The following is a 14,692-nucleotide window of genomic DNA, read 5'->3' as shown; positions in this document are numbered from 1 at the left end:
AATCTCACCATTGGCGGCGACTGCGCCCGCTGAGAGTCCAGTACGACCGCCACTTGGGGTTAGCACGACGTTGTGTTCATTGGCAAGTAACACTACAGTTTGTACTTGCTCAGTAGTTTTTGGAAAGACGATGGCTGCGGCGTTGGGCGTGAAGTGCTTGGTCCAGTCTTTACCCCAGTGCTCTAGGCTCTCAGCATCGGTCTTTATTTGGGAGGGGTCGAACTCATAGTGCTGTAGTAGGGCTTCAATAATTGTGTCAATCGTGGCCTTTGGCTGGTTGATAACATTACTCACTGAGTGTATTCCTTAGCTTGATAAATAAAATAAGTTGCACCATCAGCAAATATCGCTTAATTGGTATTTATTTCAGTAATGATTGATGCAACTCACGACGGTAGAGACAAGCAATTTATCTAATAATCTTTAAGCATTGTCCAGCGTGATATAAGGTCAGACCTAACTCCGTAAAGCCCGACTTGATACCTCCAAAAGCAACCTTTACTTCTTCTAACGTTTTAAAAGGCAGTGGAATGCTGTTTCTATCGCCTGTTAATATATAATCGGCAAAGCACTTACCCATCAATGTACCTGTCGTGATTCCGCGCCCGTTATAAGCTGTCGCTGTGAGCAAACCTTCATCAGGCTCCATCACTCGAAAGATATGATCTTGTGTGAAACCGAAGCTACCACACCATTCATACTGCCATTTAAACGCTGGTAAGTCAGGATAGTAGCTTTTTTGCACCGTATTTGCCCACGTTTGATAGAAGGTTTTTGGTTTAAACTGTCTTCCACCGACCGTTCCGAGTAGTAAACGACCATCGTCATCACGGCGAAAGCTTGATAGCGCTAAACGCGTGTCCCATGCGCCTGTTTTATAAGGCAAGATACGGTCTGCAACCTCCCCGCTCAATGGCTCAGAGGCAATCTGATAGTAATCCACTAAGTAAAACGTCTTGGTAATTTCTGCCCATTCACCTTCGGTATAGGCATTGGTGGCAATAATGACACGCTCAGATTTCACATGAGCTGTAGCGGTCTTTGTATACCAATGCCCGTCTGCTTTTTCTAAAACTTCAACAGCTGAGTGTTCGTAGATAGTTACGCCAAGAGCCGTCGCTACTTTAGCCAAGCCTCTGGCATAAGCCAAGGGATTTAAGGTGCCAGCTCGATGATCCAATAATGCTTTGTTAATACTTGTGGTGCCACAATACTCATGACATTTACTTCCAGTTAATACTTCAACATGCGCCCCACGACGGGTCAATTGCTCATATCTGATATCGACATCTTCCTCACCTTTAGCGTTGTGTGCCATATGAATGTTTCCAGCACGCGTCGCTTGTGCGTCGATGCCATAGCGTTCAATCAAATCAAATACTAAGCTTGGTGCTTGTCCAAGCGCTTTGGTCAAACATTCTCCTGCAGTGTCACCTAGAGCAATATTCAAATCATCAGGGCACGCCCACGTTCCTGCATTAACAAGTCCTACGCTTTTTCCTGAGCCACCACTACCGATAGCTTGACTCTCTAGCAAAATCACGTTAACGCCTTTTTCAGCAAGATGAATCGCAGCCGATAACCCTGTATAGCCGCCTCCAATAATGCAGATGGTCGCTTCAGTGTCATGACGTATCTGACTGTAGTCGTCGATACTAGGTGCCGTCACGTTCCACAAACATTGCTCTTGCAACATATCATACTCCTTTTATATCAGGCTTCATTGACGGTGGAAGTGGTATCGACATTTTTTACCGTAGGCTCTTCACGCGGTATAAACTTATTGAGGAACGCCCATAGCAAACCAAATAAAGGAGACAGCCAGCATGCAAAAGCAAACGGTGCATAAGTCAGTGTGGCGATACCAAGGGTCGCTGCGACAAAGCTACCACCCATGTTCCATGGGATAAGCGGCGATAACAACGTACCGGTATCTTCAATAGAGCGTGTTAAGGTCGTACGTTTGTAGCCCATCTCTTTGTATTTGTCTTTTAATAAACGGCCTGGCAATACCAATGTGGTATACACATCTCCGATGAGAGTACCCACACCAAGGACACTGGCATACGTTGTGAGAATCAAACCGATGCGCGATTTCACCGCCTTGTCTATTTTTGCCATAATGGCTTTCAGTGTGCCGTAATGCTCAAGCGAACCGACAAAACCGAGTGCAAAGATAGTCAAGGTAATGACCCATGTCATTGACATAACACCGCCTTTTGATAGCAGTTTATCGACAACCTCAAAGCCTGTTTCGCTGACAAATCCATTTTGTAAAACGCTAAAAATCTCACTTACCCCAACGCCTTGCATAAAAAAGGCAATAAATGATGCCACTATGACGCCGCCCAACACAGTCGGTATCGCCGGCATTTTCATGACAGCAGCAGCCACAACCACGAGCGCAGGTAGTAACGTAATTACACCCAAATTGTAATTATTAGCTAGGTTAGTCTGTAAGGCTTGGATAGAAGACAAGTCAATATTGTCATCACCGTATCCCATCCCAATCCACGCATAGATTGCTAAAGCGGTAACCATGGCTGGCACTGTCGTCGGTAACATTCCTTTAATATGATCCCAAAGATCAACACCCGCCGCTGCCGGAGTGAGGTTCGTGGTGTCTGACAATGGCGACATCTTGTCCCCAAAAAAAGCACCAGAGACGATAGCGCCACCGGTAAAGTGTGCAGGAATACCAAGTCCCATTCCGATACCCATCATCGCAAGACCGACCGTACCAACGGTGCCCCACGAGGTACCTGTAGCAACAGAAATAATGGCGCAAATAATACAGACGGAGAATAAAAAAGAGGAAGGAGAAAAAATACTAAAGCCATAATAAAGAATCGTCGGCACTGTCCCGGCAATAATCCATGAACCGATGAGCATACCCACTCCCATTAGGATTATCATGGCCGGCAAACCAATTTTTATGACCTTTAAAAACCGATCTTCCATCCCTTGCCAGTCACGGCCACGCAGCTTCATAAACAAGCCAGTAATCAAGATACCGCAAGCCAAAGGTATATGAGGTGTAAAGTCTTTGAAAACGAAAAACTGTACCATGAGGATCATGGCAGTCAGTACGAGGGGAGCAATATCTAGTAAGAAGCTAGAAGATGGACCATAGCCATCACTTGCGGGGTCATGCGGTTTGTCATCGATCATGAGAGCTCTACCTTCCTTAGTAGTAATCAATATAATTGCAACGTCGTCCATAGTTGCTTAATGCTTTCAAAAAACAAAGTAACTCTTATAGGTTCCTAGGCATAAATGAAGTACACCTAGCAACCTGTTAATCAATGAGTAGTCAAACAAAATAAAAGTACATGGCGCTTTCTATTAACCGAAACTGATACCTTGCGCTAGTGGTAACTCTTTTGAGTAGTTGATGGTATTGGTTTGACGGCGCATATAGGCCTTCCATGCATCCGACCCTGACTCACGGCCGCCGCCCGTTTCTTTCTCACCGCCAAACGCGCCACCAATTTCCGCACCACTCGTACCGATATTGACGTTAGCAATACCGCAGTCACTACCGCGATTGCTCAAGAAAGTTTCAGCCTCACGCAAATCATTGGTAAATATGCATGACGATAAGCCTTGAGGCACATCATTTTGCATCTCAATCGCATCATCAAATTCTTGGTAAGACATCACATATAAGATCGGCGCAAAAGTCTCGCTCCTAGCAACGTCATTTTGCTCATCAAACTCTACAATGGCAGGCGTCACATAGTATGCATTGGGATACTTATCTTCCAGTACACGCTCACCGCCTGTAATCTTACCACCCGCTTCTCTTGCCTGTTTCAAGGCTTCTTGCATGTTGTTAAAACTGTCTTCATCAATCAGTGGACCGACCAAATTACCTTCTAATGGGTGACCGATAGAGACGGTTTTATAAGCAGATTTAATGCGAGACAAGATATCGTCTTTGACAGACTCATGTACAAATAAGCGGCGTAGTGTCGTGCAACGCTGACCTGCTGTACCGACTGCTGAAAATAAAATCCCACGTAATGCAAGATCCAAATCAGCACTTGGCGCCAAGATCATGGCGTTATTACCACCAAGCTCAAGCAAGCATTTACCAAAGCGATCTGCAACTTTTGGTCCGACAATTCTGCCCATGCGCGTACTACCAGTCGCACTAATCAGCGCTACGTCTTTGTTTTCAACTAAGGCATTACCGATGTCTATCTTACCCAGTATCACTTGAGATAAATGCTCTGGTGCATCACCAAACTTAGCGAGGGCTTTTTCAAACATGGCCTGACAGGCTAAAGCCACTAGAGGTGTTTTTTCTGACGGCTTCCAAATGACAGGATTACCACAAACGATGGCAAGTGCTGTATTCCAAGACCAAACTGCGACTGGGAAGTTAAAAGCAGAAATGACGCCAATCACGCCAAGCGGATGCCACGTCTCACGCATATGATGACCAGGACGCTCTGACGCAATGGTCAGACCATATAGCTGACGTGATACCCCGACGGCAAAGTCGCAGATATCGATCATTTCTTGTACTTCGCCAAGACCTTCTTCTTTAATCTTGCCTGCTTCAAACGATACAAGCATGCCTAAGTCTTCTTTGTGCTCACGCAATACTTCACCGAGCAGACGAATAAGCTCACCACGCCTTGGAGCAGGAACGGTACGCCATGCTTTGAATGCTTTTTTTGCATTGGCAATTTTGGTATTTACCTCATCAATACTATCCAAGGTAATGTTGCCAATAACAGCGCCATCAATCGGGCTGTTCACTTCAAAGTCGCCGTTTTGATATTGTTCTTCTTTGACACCCATGGCAGACATATATTGCTTGATCATAATCAATCCTTTTGTTTGTAGTTCCTTGAGAGACTTCTTAAGTTACCTTGCAAAAAGCCAAGTTGCAAAACACTTAATTTCTTAGTGTCATTCCTTTTTGGAATGCTGTTTATTTATATCTATTTTTAAGCACTTTTGCTTTGAGCTTTGCCAGTTTGAGAGATGTCGTTCAACTGTAATAGGCATGCTTTAAGGCTTTGAGCTTGCATCGATTGGTATAGCTTAAGCTCATCATAAACACGAGCGCCCAACGCGGTCTCAAAGGCTTGTTGGTTAGAGCGTCCCTCGTAATGACTTTGTTGACTATTATTTAAGTTGGACTGAAAAATCCCTGCAGCACTAACGGGCAAAAAGTCCTCATAGACTATGGGTTCAAGACGAATAACACCTTGCTTGATTAAAGCGCTAATCGCTTGCTTTGATAAATCGGCATCTGGACTATTTGCCTCTAACACATTTTTATCCAAATCAGATACTACCCTGCTCGCCTCTGATTCATTTGCAACCGCTTGATAATAAAAATAAGCCAACCCTTCATCATGAAGCGATTGATAGTCATCTGGAAAATCTTCAAATGCCTGTTCTAAAATCTGATAATATTCTGACGCATTGGCCGCACTCGGCGTCACGCCCAACTGTCCACGTGCCTGACTTAGTAATGTGTCGTAGAGCGAGCGACCTTTGGGGGTTAAAGCCACACCGCGCTGCTCAATTTCGCCAAACCGAGCGGTATGATGTCCGTCTTCATAGTTATCTTTAGAACAGTCATCGCCTAAACGATCCCCTTCTGGTTTTTTAAAACTGACAGCCTCTTCTAATGCCTTAAAACTCGTTTGTCTTAATAAGATAGGACAGCTCCTTTTAGGTGGCCCTTCTATGATAGCTTTTGGTGGAATACCCTTTGCTTGCATACCTGCCTGCACGGCATCTATATCTAGCGTTCTAGGAGTAAGATGATTGATGTGAGGGCCTTTGAAGCCAACGACATCAGCTATAAGGCCATGTTGTAATAAGAGCTTTTCATATAACGATTTTGAGACGGGTGTTTGCCTATGCCAACGAAAGGTTTCTAAAGCTTCTTGAACAAACCGCTTTGCTTCGTCAGCTGTCAAACCACCCTGCGTTTCGAAACGTTCAATCAGGCTTATGACGTTGTCGGTAAATATGCGGCGGTTGTCTAAAGCGACTGTCGCTTCTTTCTGTAATACCTCATCGTCAATGAGATCTAAGCGCAGTAAAGAAGTGAATACGCGAAAAGGACTGTTATTCAATGATTGGGGCTTAATTGCTCTAAACGCCGTAGAATGGACAGGTACACCTGCAGAGGCTAAATCATAATAACCAACTGGATACATGCCCATCACAGCAAAGAGTCTACGCATCATATTAAGCTCAGCGTCCGTGCCCAATCTGATCGCACCGTGTCGTTCTAGATTGAGCCTATCAATCTCTCCGGTATGCTCCAGTTGCTGTCTCACTTCGGGCTGCTCGTTTAGCACCTCTGTATTTACCTCGCTCACTAAATCGATGAGGTCGCCATATAAAGGCACTTCTTTTTGGTACATCTCTGACATCGAAACCGAGAAATCATGGCGAATATCGTCGCTATTTATAAATGTATTTTTCACAGACAATTATCCTTCTTAAGATAAATATGATGAGTAAGGGTTAGTAGGGTTAGTACTGATGCTCATATCGCCGCGCAATTTATAGATTGGGTGCGTCATTAGGAATAGAGGTAAGCACTTCTTTTAAAATATTAAGACCAGCTGTTAGGGTCTCAGGCTCGATCGTGAGTGGCGGCAATAAGCGAATGATATGTCGATACTTGCCACTTGGCATCAATAGCAATCCTTGCTCTCGCGCTTTTTTTAATACATAGGTCATGATACTTGGATGTATGCCGTGAGTCGGATGACGCAGCTCGATGCCGCGCATTGCACCCACGCCTGTGAGTCCATACAACCATGGGGAAATGGCTTGTTGTTGCCACTGAGATACAGTGTCTTCGATGGTCTTAGCATACTGGTCAGCAGACTGCCACACCTTATCTTCCTGCATGATGTCAAGCGTTGCATTGGCCGCAGCGCACGCCACTGGATTACCAGAATACGTACCACCCAGACTACCCTTTGGCAAACCATCGACTACGCTGGCACGGCCTATCACTGCGCCCAATGGCAAACCGCCTGCAATACTCTTACCCAATAAGATCATATCGGGTTCAATTTCTAAATGCGTGAAAGCAAAGGGCGTGCCAGTACGCCCAAAACCAGATTGAATCTCATCCATAATGAGCAAAATGTCATGCTCATCGCAAAAAGCACGCAGATATTGAGCAAAGGTTTTTGACATCAATTGAAATCCACCTTCGCCTTGTACTGGCTCTAGGATAATGGCGCCAATGTTATTAACGTCAGTTTCTACTTCAAAAAGACGCGTTAAAGCATCAATAGCTTGCTGATCGCTGATATCGTTATCAGGGCTGGGGAATGGAATGTGGTAAACGCTACTTGCTAATGGCCCAAGCCCGCGCTTATAAGGCGCGACTTTACCATTTAGATTGACGGCAGCGAGCGTACGTCCGTGAAAACCGCCATCAAAAGCAATCACACCTGTGCGGCCTGTCTTCATGCGAGCGATTTTTAGGGAGTTTTCAGTAGCTTCAGCACCAGAATTGGTCAGCATACCTGAAAGTTCATCCTTGATAGGGATGAACGCGCATAGTCGCGGCATAAAGGTTTGATACGGCTGATGAGCCGCAGCGTTATAAGCAGAATGAATAAGGACTTGGGCTTGAGTAATAATGGCGTTGACAATATGAGGATGACAGTGACCAAAGTTTAAAACACCAATACCTCCTACAAAATCGATGTAGCACTGGTCTTTATCATCCCAAACTTTTGCATTGTCACCTTTGGTTAAAGTCAAAGGATGCACCATCGTAAAAGCATCGGTGACATTGTATCGCTGTTCCATGAACGTCTCTCGTCTTCCTTGAGTTAGAGCTTCATTTCAGCAAAACCTTGCGCTATCAGCAAACGAAGAATAGTTGTGACGCCATTCCTTTTTGTCATTGCCACAAAAAACTGGCCTAAAGCCAGCTTGTTTTTTTAACAACTTGTTTTTAATAACTAATCGGCACTATGAATGGGCACTCAGGTAAAATTCAATCCTTGCTCATACGTATTTGACGTTTCAAGATAGGTCGATATCCACTCCAAGATCACTTTTATTTTATGCGAATGGCCTAAAGACAGCGGGTAAGACATGTAGTAAGCCCCCCTACCTTTTGCAATATAATGCCATGCTGGTACCAATGCGCCTGTTTGCAGCTCTGGCGCCACCAGTCTTAGAGGCACCAAAGCGATACCATAGCCTAGTAAGGCCGCCGAAATTGTAGTATGAAACGTATCAAAGCGCGGACCCACAAAGGTGCCATCGATACTGATATCTTGTTGTCTAAAATACTCATACCAAGCGCTGGGACGCGAGCTAAGTTGCAATAAGGTACAGTTATCTATGTTGTTTGTACAAGGTACTTTATCTGCCAAATATTCAGGGCGGCAGACAGCCACACTGTATTCATCAAACAATTTTATGGACTCCATACCGCCCCAAATCCCATCACCATATAAAAAAGCAACATCGACGTTTTGATCCTCAGAAAAAAACGGCACAGCCATTTCTTTGATGTTTAGGTTGAGCAATGGATGGGCTTGGCTAAACCCCTCTAACGCCGGTATCAGCCAACGTGTACAAAAGGTTGGATGTGAAGCAATTTTCAGTATTTCTGAGTTGTCGCTGTTTGACATCAAGCTGGTCGTCGCTGCTTCGATGTGTTTAAGAATTTCCAACACTTCAAGATAGTAAGTCTTACCAGCCGGCGTTAAAGATATTCGGTGCGGTGTGCGGTAAAAAAGTGAGAGATTCAACATCTCTTCTAGTTGCGCCACCTGCTTACTAATCGCACTTTGAGTCATGTGCATCTCTTGCGCTGCATTGGTAAAGCTCAAATGCCGAGCCGCCGTCTCAAAGCATTGCAGAGCAGTAGTGGATGGATATCTTCTAAAAGCGAGCGGGGTCTTAGTCTCAGTATTCATAGTTCATTCTTTTATGTCATAAAAATTAAAGTATAAAAGTAAGTATTGCTCGGCAGCTTTTTGAAACCATTCAATGGCTTTATCATAATTCTTATTTATACCTATACCCTCAAAATACATCAAACCGAGATTAGCTTGCTCATTGGAGTTGCCTTGGTTAGCTGCTTTTGTCTACTACTCACTGGCCTGAATATAATCTTGACCTACTCCTCTACCTTCATATTACATTATGTCTAAATTATATTGTGCATCTTCCGTTACCAAAATAGCTGAGAAAGAAAAACGAGAGTAGCAGCTAATTTGGTTTTAGATAAGGTTATGTATCTCGTTCACTGATAAAAGATTATTCGTTGAGAACACCATTTGACTGAAACGATTATTCAATAAAAAAAGCCACCTATACAGATGACTTTTTTTGGTGCTAAACCCATTTATCATAACGTCTATTCAAATAACTGGCTGATAATACCATCAAGTATCGACTCTTCGATGTCTATTAAAGCGTTTGTTTTATTAATGGTGTAATATTTTACATGAATAGGACACGGTTTAAGCTTACAAGATAGTCAGCACTAGGATTTGTCTTACTATCACCCATTCGCTCCAAGATAGCTTCGATAGCTATATCTCTTCTCTTAGGAAGGCGATTTTTTTCTGCCGTTGCAAGTGCAGGACCAAGCTCCTCATAAGTCAAGTCAGTACAATAAGAGGGTGAGCCAGGCTGCTGTCTCCATGATTCTGCAAGTGTACCAGAATATTTTGCATCGAATCCCGTCTGTTGAATAAGCATCAGTCCAATCTCTTTATGTTCCTCGTTATCGGCAGCAACAGGAATAGCAATACGATCAACGCTATTAGCGGGAGATGACTTTGCGGCGAAAGAATGAGAGCCAATGGCATTCCATGCTTTGATTACTGGCCTTCCTAATACCTCTGTCACCCACAAACTTTCAACTTGACCCTCATCAATACTTTCTATTCGATTATCCCGATGAGGATAGTAATTTGAAGTGTCGACCACAGTTGTTTCAGCGGGAAGGTTTCTAATGAGAGGCGCGATATCTGGAATCCGCATTAATGGGATTGACAATATCACGACATCAGCATCTGCTATTGCCTCTTCAGTCGTAGCAGGCTGTGCTCCATTTATTAGCAAATCAGCTTCAATCGATTGAGGCCCTCTTGAATTGGCCACTTTCACTTGATGACCCGCTTCACTTAATCTTATTACTAATGTTTTTCCAATATGGCCAGTGCCAATAATTCCAATTTTCATGTGTGAATTCTCCAGTGTGATTTATGAATAGCTAAATTTATTTCGGTGCATTTACGGCGCGATTAAGAGCGATAACCTCTGAATGACTAGGATGTTCTCCTAGTGAAGCAAAATACTCGGGAAGTTTGTCCCGTTTCTTTGGCGCTTCACCTTTTACCGCATCTGATAGAGCCTCTTTCATCTCCTGTGCGTTCCAGTCACAACAATAATCAGGTGTTGAAGGTTGCTGACGCCATGAGTCTTGCAATGAACCTGCATCTACAGGGTCAAAACCAATATCGTTAACAAGATCCATAACCTTTTTCTTGGACAAAGCATCGTCTCCAGCCACTGCTAGCGCTAATCGGTTTGAAGAGCTTTCAGGTAGACCATTATGAGATAACGAATAAGCGAGCATGTTGTTAAAGGCTTTTATGACAGGACGTTTAAGTTGTTCTGAAACCCATAGGCTTTCAACTTGTCCCTGATCTATCTCTGCAATATGAGGGTCACGCATATCAGGATAATAGTTGTTTGTATCGACCACTGGAATATCAGGAGAAACATGATCAAATAAGTCACTAGGAAGATCTGCAATGGCAGAGAATGGGATTGACACTATAATCAGATCAATATTACTAACGGCGCCGTATATATCGACAGCATGAGCACCAATTTCGTCTGCAAATGATTGGACACCCTCAACCCCTTTAGAGTTAGCAACGCTCACCTCATGTCCTGCCTCTCGAATTTTTCTGGCTAATGTTCCACCAATACTGCCAGTTCCTATAATTCCAATTTTCATGAATGAATACCTCACTATTGATTTACTAATTAAGATATACTCTAACCTTCAAAATAACAAGAACCTACCAAAAGGTATGGTACACACCAAAAGGTAAGTATATGAGTGAACGAGATTGGCGCTGTGAAGATCCAAAACAACAACTTGTTTGGGCGGCGGCTACGAGTGAGACGCTTAGAGTCCTAGAGGGGAAATGGAAGATGGTAATTATCTGCCAACTGTTCGCAGCAAAAAGTCCCCTGCGTTTCTCTGAGCTTGAACGACGTATAGATGACATAAATCAAAAAATGCTTATCCAACAACTTAAGCAACTTGAGAAAGATGGCATTGTAGAGCGAACGGTTTACCCACAAGTTCCACCGAAGGTTGAGTATCATTTGACTCAAATGGGCATTGCTTTAGGGCCGTCAATGGAGGCATTGATCGATTGGGCATTTTTACGACGTGAGCAACTGATTCAAGAAGAATAAAGTTAATGTATAGAATGATTTAAATGCGCACGGTTAACGCTTATTGAGGTAACCGAGTTCGAACTTTGTACTTTTCTTTACAACAAGATAGGCTTCAATTGAGGCTGCTGTGCAGCGTGCTTGTCCAGTCATTCTAATAGCGCTGGTGGCTATCGTCGCGTTTATTCCACTAACACATTCCTTATTTTGGGCCGCGCTTGCCTACACACTAATCGGTGGAATTTTTGCCGGAATCATTTTGACACTAGTATTTTTACTTGCTATGCACTCTATTTGGTTCAAGATCAGACCCAGTTATAGCAATTGATGTTTTGGCGGTGTCGAGAGCTCAAACCTCTTTTCCCGCTCCAAATATGGCTTGAAAAAGCACTAAAAGCCTCACTACTTTAATAAGTAATGAGGCTTTTTTTCGTCTGATGTTGGGATTTATAGAGGTTTTATCAAATATCTTTTTAAATACAGTTAAGTCTAACTACTCAAACAAAAGGTTCGTTTTCATGGCGGTGCCCTGCCCTCAAACTTCACATACGTCATTAACCACACTTTGTCTATATCAGCTATTAGGAGAATGTGATGAGTGTAAAATTTCAGTCGAATATGATACAGAATACGCGCGAAAGGCGGTTGGTTATGTGCAATATGTAAGCATGCTTTATGACGTACATGAAAAACAAATGGAGTCGTGACTTTTGAACGTTTATTATCAAGCCCCTATTCATCAAGAATATTGGAATCATTTGGTTTGAAAGGTTCGATCCGTGTCTCACCAATCCATTGCCATAATCTAAAAGATATAGAAAAATTTTTAGAAGTCACCAAAATGCTTTGCCAAATACAGTGATTCAACTTAGTTTAAAAGCTTGTAATGGTACGGTGATTTTTGCCAGCTAGATAGAGGTGATACTACTCACCTCTATCTAGTTAATAATTTTTCCAAGTATTTTGAATATAGATCGACGTAGGTTGCGCAATATTTATATCGTTAGTATCATTTCAGTTTTAAAGTGGCTCAATTACAGCTTCTATATTAGTGTAAACTGGACTTTATTAGACGGACAACCAGTCAATCATAAGAGAACAGGTTATCAGCCCTCTTAAAGTGCCAAATATAACAACAAACGAGCACCCACAAACACGCATTAATAATTAGGAAAAATCTTATGGCAAAATTAGAATCAAACATTGAACTAGAAGCTGCGGCATTTCGTCGCTTATTAGCTCATTTAGACGAGCGTAAAGATGCACAAAATATTGATCTAATGAATCTTGCTGGCTTTTGTCGTAACTGTTTATCCAAATGGTATCAAGCTGCTGGTGAAGAACGTGGTATTGAAATCGAATACGAAGATGCACGCGAGCTTGTTTATGGTATGCCTTACTCTGAATGGAAAGAGAAGCATCAACAAAAAGCAACACCAGAGCAATTAGAGCGCTTTAACAACATTGAAGCTGCCAAGAACGAGATTGATAAAAGAAAAGACTGATTAAGAGTAAAAGAGTTGCCCAAACTCTATAAGCGACACTCAGAGCAAACTATAAAAAACTCAATATTGCCGCTAATTTAGCGGCTTTCTAAAGACTTGAGCATGCTATTAAAAACTATTGTACCTTGTTTCTGCATTTTACGATCAAACAAACGCCCAACCAATGGCACAACTAATCGGCCTTCAGATATCCAAGTCACGTGTGTGCTTCCATCCCCTAAATCTTTTAAATCAATAATACCCTTATAGTGCTCCATCTTTATAGGCCTAGCTTTTTCGATTTGATATTGCATATGAATAGGACGCTCAAACGCAGTAATTCGCTCCCATACTTTAAAGGCTCCAGTTTGTACCGTTCGTAAAGCGCCGACTCCATTTCGCTCTTCATCACCTTCAGTCACCAACTTAGCCACACCTACAGATTTGAATAATCCATAACTGGCATGGTCACTTAGTGCTTCAAATACCTCATTAATCGGTTTTCTGACAATACGCTCTACTTTTATTTTAAACATAGTATTATCTCGTTAAAGTTATTCAACTTACTGCCATTTCAAAGATACATAAGGTAGTCACATTTTAAGAACTTATTACCGCTTAGATCCTCGACCTTTTGCAGGACGCTTGCCATTTGTAGTAGGTCTGCCATTGCCACCAGTCTTTTTACCAAAAGGACGACCATTACTCCCTTTAGAACCCGCTGGTTTTTTAGCACCATCATTGGGACGTTTACTACCGCCATTTTCTGCCCCCTTTGGTTTTGAAGTACCTTTTGATTTTGACGAGTTGGCATTTTGAGCGTTTTTTCGGGGGGCATGACGAGATTTCTTGCCTGGATTGCTGGCATCCGAAGAAGAATCTTCTACAGCTTTAAGCAGCACAGACAACTCTTTTGGGGTTAGATCTCGCCAATCGCCAACTGGGAGGCCTTTAAGACTAACGTTCATAATCCGCGTACGCTCAAGCTTGACGACTTCGTAACCAAAATGCTCACACATGCGACGAATTTGACGGTTTAGACCTTGCACTAACGTAATATTAAATACGGTAGGCGCCACCTTAGTCACTGGGCACTTTTTCGTCATCTTGCCAAGCATAGGTACGCCGCCTGCCAAACCCTTGATAAAACTGTCCGTTATCGGCTTATTCACCGTAACCAAGTATTCTTTCTCGTGATTATTACCAGCACGCAATACCTTATTTACCAGATCACCATTGTTGGTCAAAAAGATTAACCCTTGGGAATCTTTATCCAAACGACCAATAGGAAAGATACGTACCTCGTGTCTCACAAAATCAACAATATTATTTTTTTCAGAGCTTTCCGTAGTGCTGACAATGCCCACGGGTTTATTCAATGCAATAAAAACAAAATCATCCGCCTCGCGTGGCTCAATAAGCTGTCCATTCACCTTGACCGCGTCTCCAGCAACCACTTGCGCGCCTACTTGAGCGCGCTTGCCGTTGATGTAGACATTGCCTTGCTCGATAAAGCGGTCAGCATCGCGGCGAGAGCAAATACCGCTCTCGCTGATGTATTTATTTAAACGAGTCGTGGGATTGTTAAACATAAAGCACCGTTTCTACCTTATAAAAAGCTTATTTTGCTAGAAAAAAGCCTAAATTAAATGGATCATTAACAACAAGATTGCTCACATCACATGGGAAACTTAGCACCCATTTTTGGAAGAAATACGCATAAAACCAAAAATATATTCAGAATTGTATAAACCAGTATG

At 42.9% G+C, this 14,692-nt stretch carries 13 protein-coding genes and 1 pseudogene; 2 read left to right on the top strand and 12 right to left on the bottom strand.

Annotation, left to right across the window (positions count from 1 at the left end; translation table 11 throughout):
* The 10 genes and pseudogenes from FW759_RS06010 to FW759_RS05965 form a co-directional block, all read right to left on the bottom strand.
* The coding region (locus FW759_RS06010; RefSeq protein WP_446442441.1) for an FAD-binding oxidoreductase at positions 1–261 on the bottom strand (261 nt) is incomplete at its 3' end.
* Between the two features lie 148 nt (positions 262–409).
* Positions 410–1,696: an L-pipecolate oxidase gene (amaA, locus tag FW759_RS06005; protein WP_446442435.1), complete on the bottom strand. Its 1,287-nt coding sequence runs from the start codon at positions 1,694–1,696 to the stop codon at positions 410–412.
* Positions 1,697–1,713: 17 nt separating this feature from the next.
* A complete protein-coding gene (gene nhaC, locus FW759_RS06000) occupies positions 1,714–3,171 on the bottom strand; it encodes a Na+/H+ antiporter NhaC (RefSeq protein WP_446442434.1) in 1,458 nt (485 codons plus the stop codon).
* A gap of 174 nt (positions 3,172–3,345) precedes the next feature.
* A complete protein-coding gene (amaB, locus tag FW759_RS05995) occupies positions 3,346–4,836 on the bottom strand; it encodes an L-piperidine-6-carboxylate dehydrogenase (protein ID WP_446442433.1) in 1,491 nt (496 codons plus the stop codon).
* Positions 4,837–4,961: 125 nt separating this feature from the next.
* The gene (hglS, locus tag FW759_RS05990; RefSeq protein WP_446442440.1) at positions 4,962–6,410 is read right to left on the bottom strand and encodes a 2-oxoadipate dioxygenase/decarboxylase HglS; all 1,449 of its coding nucleotides are present in this window, start codon (positions 6,408–6,410) and stop codon (positions 4,962–4,964) included.
* 133 nt (positions 6,411–6,543) lie between these two features.
* Entirely contained in the window at positions 6,544–7,815 is a 1,272-nt protein-coding gene (locus FW759_RS05985; RefSeq protein WP_446442432.1) for a 2-aminoadipate transaminase, read from the bottom strand.
* 179 nt (positions 7,816–7,994) lie between these two features.
* Positions 7,995–8,939 (bottom strand): LysR substrate-binding domain-containing protein, encoded by a 945-nt coding sequence (locus tag FW759_RS05980; protein ID WP_446442431.1) that lies wholly within the window; start codon positions 8,937–8,939, stop codon positions 7,995–7,997.
* 3 nt (positions 8,940–8,942) lie between these two features.
* Positions 8,943–9,065, bottom strand: a pseudogene (locus FW759_RS05975) (SEL1-like repeat protein); the annotation flags it as partial.
* Positions 9,066–9,468: 403 nt separating this feature from the next.
* Positions 9,469–10,215 carry an NADPH-dependent F420 reductase gene (locus tag FW759_RS05970; RefSeq protein ID WP_446442430.1) on the bottom strand — a complete coding sequence of 249 codons (747 nt, stop codon included), beginning with the start codon at positions 10,213–10,215 and terminating at the stop codon, positions 9,469–9,471.
* A 37-nt stretch (positions 10,216–10,252) separates the two neighbouring features.
* Positions 10,253–10,999 (bottom strand): NADPH-dependent F420 reductase, encoded by a 747-nt coding sequence (locus tag FW759_RS05965; RefSeq protein ID WP_446442429.1) that lies wholly within the window; start codon positions 10,997–10,999, stop codon positions 10,253–10,255.
* Positions 11,000–11,100: 101 nt separating this feature from the next.
* Between FW759_RS05965 and FW759_RS05960 the strand changes: the two genes are divergently transcribed.
* Positions 11,101–11,469, top strand: coding sequence for a winged helix-turn-helix transcriptional regulator (locus tag FW759_RS05960; protein ID WP_446442428.1), 369 nt, complete (start codon positions 11,101–11,103; stop codon positions 11,467–11,469).
* Between the two features lie 1,160 nt (positions 11,470–12,629).
* A complete protein-coding gene (locus FW759_RS05955; protein ID WP_062844859.1) occupies positions 12,630–12,953 on the top strand; it encodes a DUF1244 domain-containing protein in 324 nt (107 codons plus the stop codon).
* Between the two features lie 77 nt (positions 12,954–13,030).
* Here FW759_RS05955 and FW759_RS05950 read toward each other — a convergent pair whose 3' ends face one another.
* Together FW759_RS05950 and rluF are read right to left on the bottom strand one after the other, a co-directional pair.
* On the bottom strand, positions 13,031–13,468 hold the full coding sequence (locus tag FW759_RS05950; protein ID WP_062844860.1) for an SRPBCC family protein: 438 nt from the start codon (positions 13,466–13,468) through the stop codon (positions 13,031–13,033).
* A 75-nt stretch (positions 13,469–13,543) separates the two neighbouring features.
* Positions 13,544–14,524, bottom strand: a complete 981-nt coding sequence (gene rluF, locus FW759_RS05945) for a 23S rRNA pseudouridine(2604) synthase RluF (protein ID WP_446442427.1) — start codon at positions 14,522–14,524, stop codon at positions 13,544–13,546.
* Positions 14,525–14,692: the final 168 nt, after the last annotated feature.

The organism is Psychrobacter sp. 1176_08 (assembly GCF_052850615.1).
The sequence above is the reverse complement of the archived record's forward strand: the minus strand, read 5'-3'. Positions and strand labels throughout refer to the sequence as shown.

What these genes read in the sequence shown, in the direction of transcription:
- FW759_RS05960 (WP_446442428.1), top strand. Translation starts at nt 11,101, where the DNA reads ATGAGTGAACGAGATTGGCGCTGTGAAGATCCAAAACAACAACTTGTT.
- FW759_RS05985 (WP_446442432.1), bottom strand. Translation starts at nt 7,815, where the DNA reads ATGGAACAGCGATACAATGTCACCGATGCTTTTACGATGGTGCATCCT.
- amaA (WP_446442435.1), bottom strand. Translation starts at nt 1,696, where the DNA reads ATGTTGCAAGAGCAATGTTTGTGGAACGTGACGGCACCTAGTATCGAC.
- FW759_RS05980 (WP_446442431.1), bottom strand. Translation starts at nt 8,939, where the DNA reads ATGAATACTGAGACTAAGACCCCGCTCGCTTTTAGAAGATATCCATCC.
- FW759_RS05950 (WP_062844860.1), bottom strand. Translation starts at nt 13,468, where the DNA reads ATGTTTAAAATAAAAGTAGAGCGTATTGTCAGAAAACCGATTAATGAG.
- FW759_RS05965 (WP_446442429.1), bottom strand. Translation starts at nt 10,999, where the DNA reads ATGAAAATTGGAATTATAGGAACTGGCAGTATTGGTGGAACATTAGCC.
- FW759_RS05955 (WP_062844859.1), top strand. Translation starts at nt 12,630, where the DNA reads ATGGCAAAATTAGAATCAAACATTGAACTAGAAGCTGCGGCATTTCGT.
- FW759_RS05970 (WP_446442430.1), bottom strand. Translation starts at nt 10,215, where the DNA reads ATGAAAATTGGAATTATTGGCACTGGCCATATTGGAAAAACATTAGTA.
- amaB (WP_446442433.1), bottom strand. Translation starts at nt 4,836, where the DNA reads ATGATCAAGCAATATATGTCTGCCATGGGTGTCAAAGAAGAACAATAT.
- rluF (WP_446442427.1), bottom strand. Translation starts at nt 14,524, where the DNA reads ATGTTTAACAATCCCACGACTCGTTTAAATAAATACATCAGCGAGAGC.
- nhaC (WP_446442434.1), bottom strand. Translation starts at nt 3,171, where the DNA reads ATGATCGATGACAAACCGCATGACCCCGCAAGTGATGGCTATGGTCCA.
- hglS (WP_446442440.1), bottom strand. Translation starts at nt 6,410, where the DNA reads ATGTCAGAGATGTACCAAAAAGAAGTGCCTTTATATGGCGACCTCATC.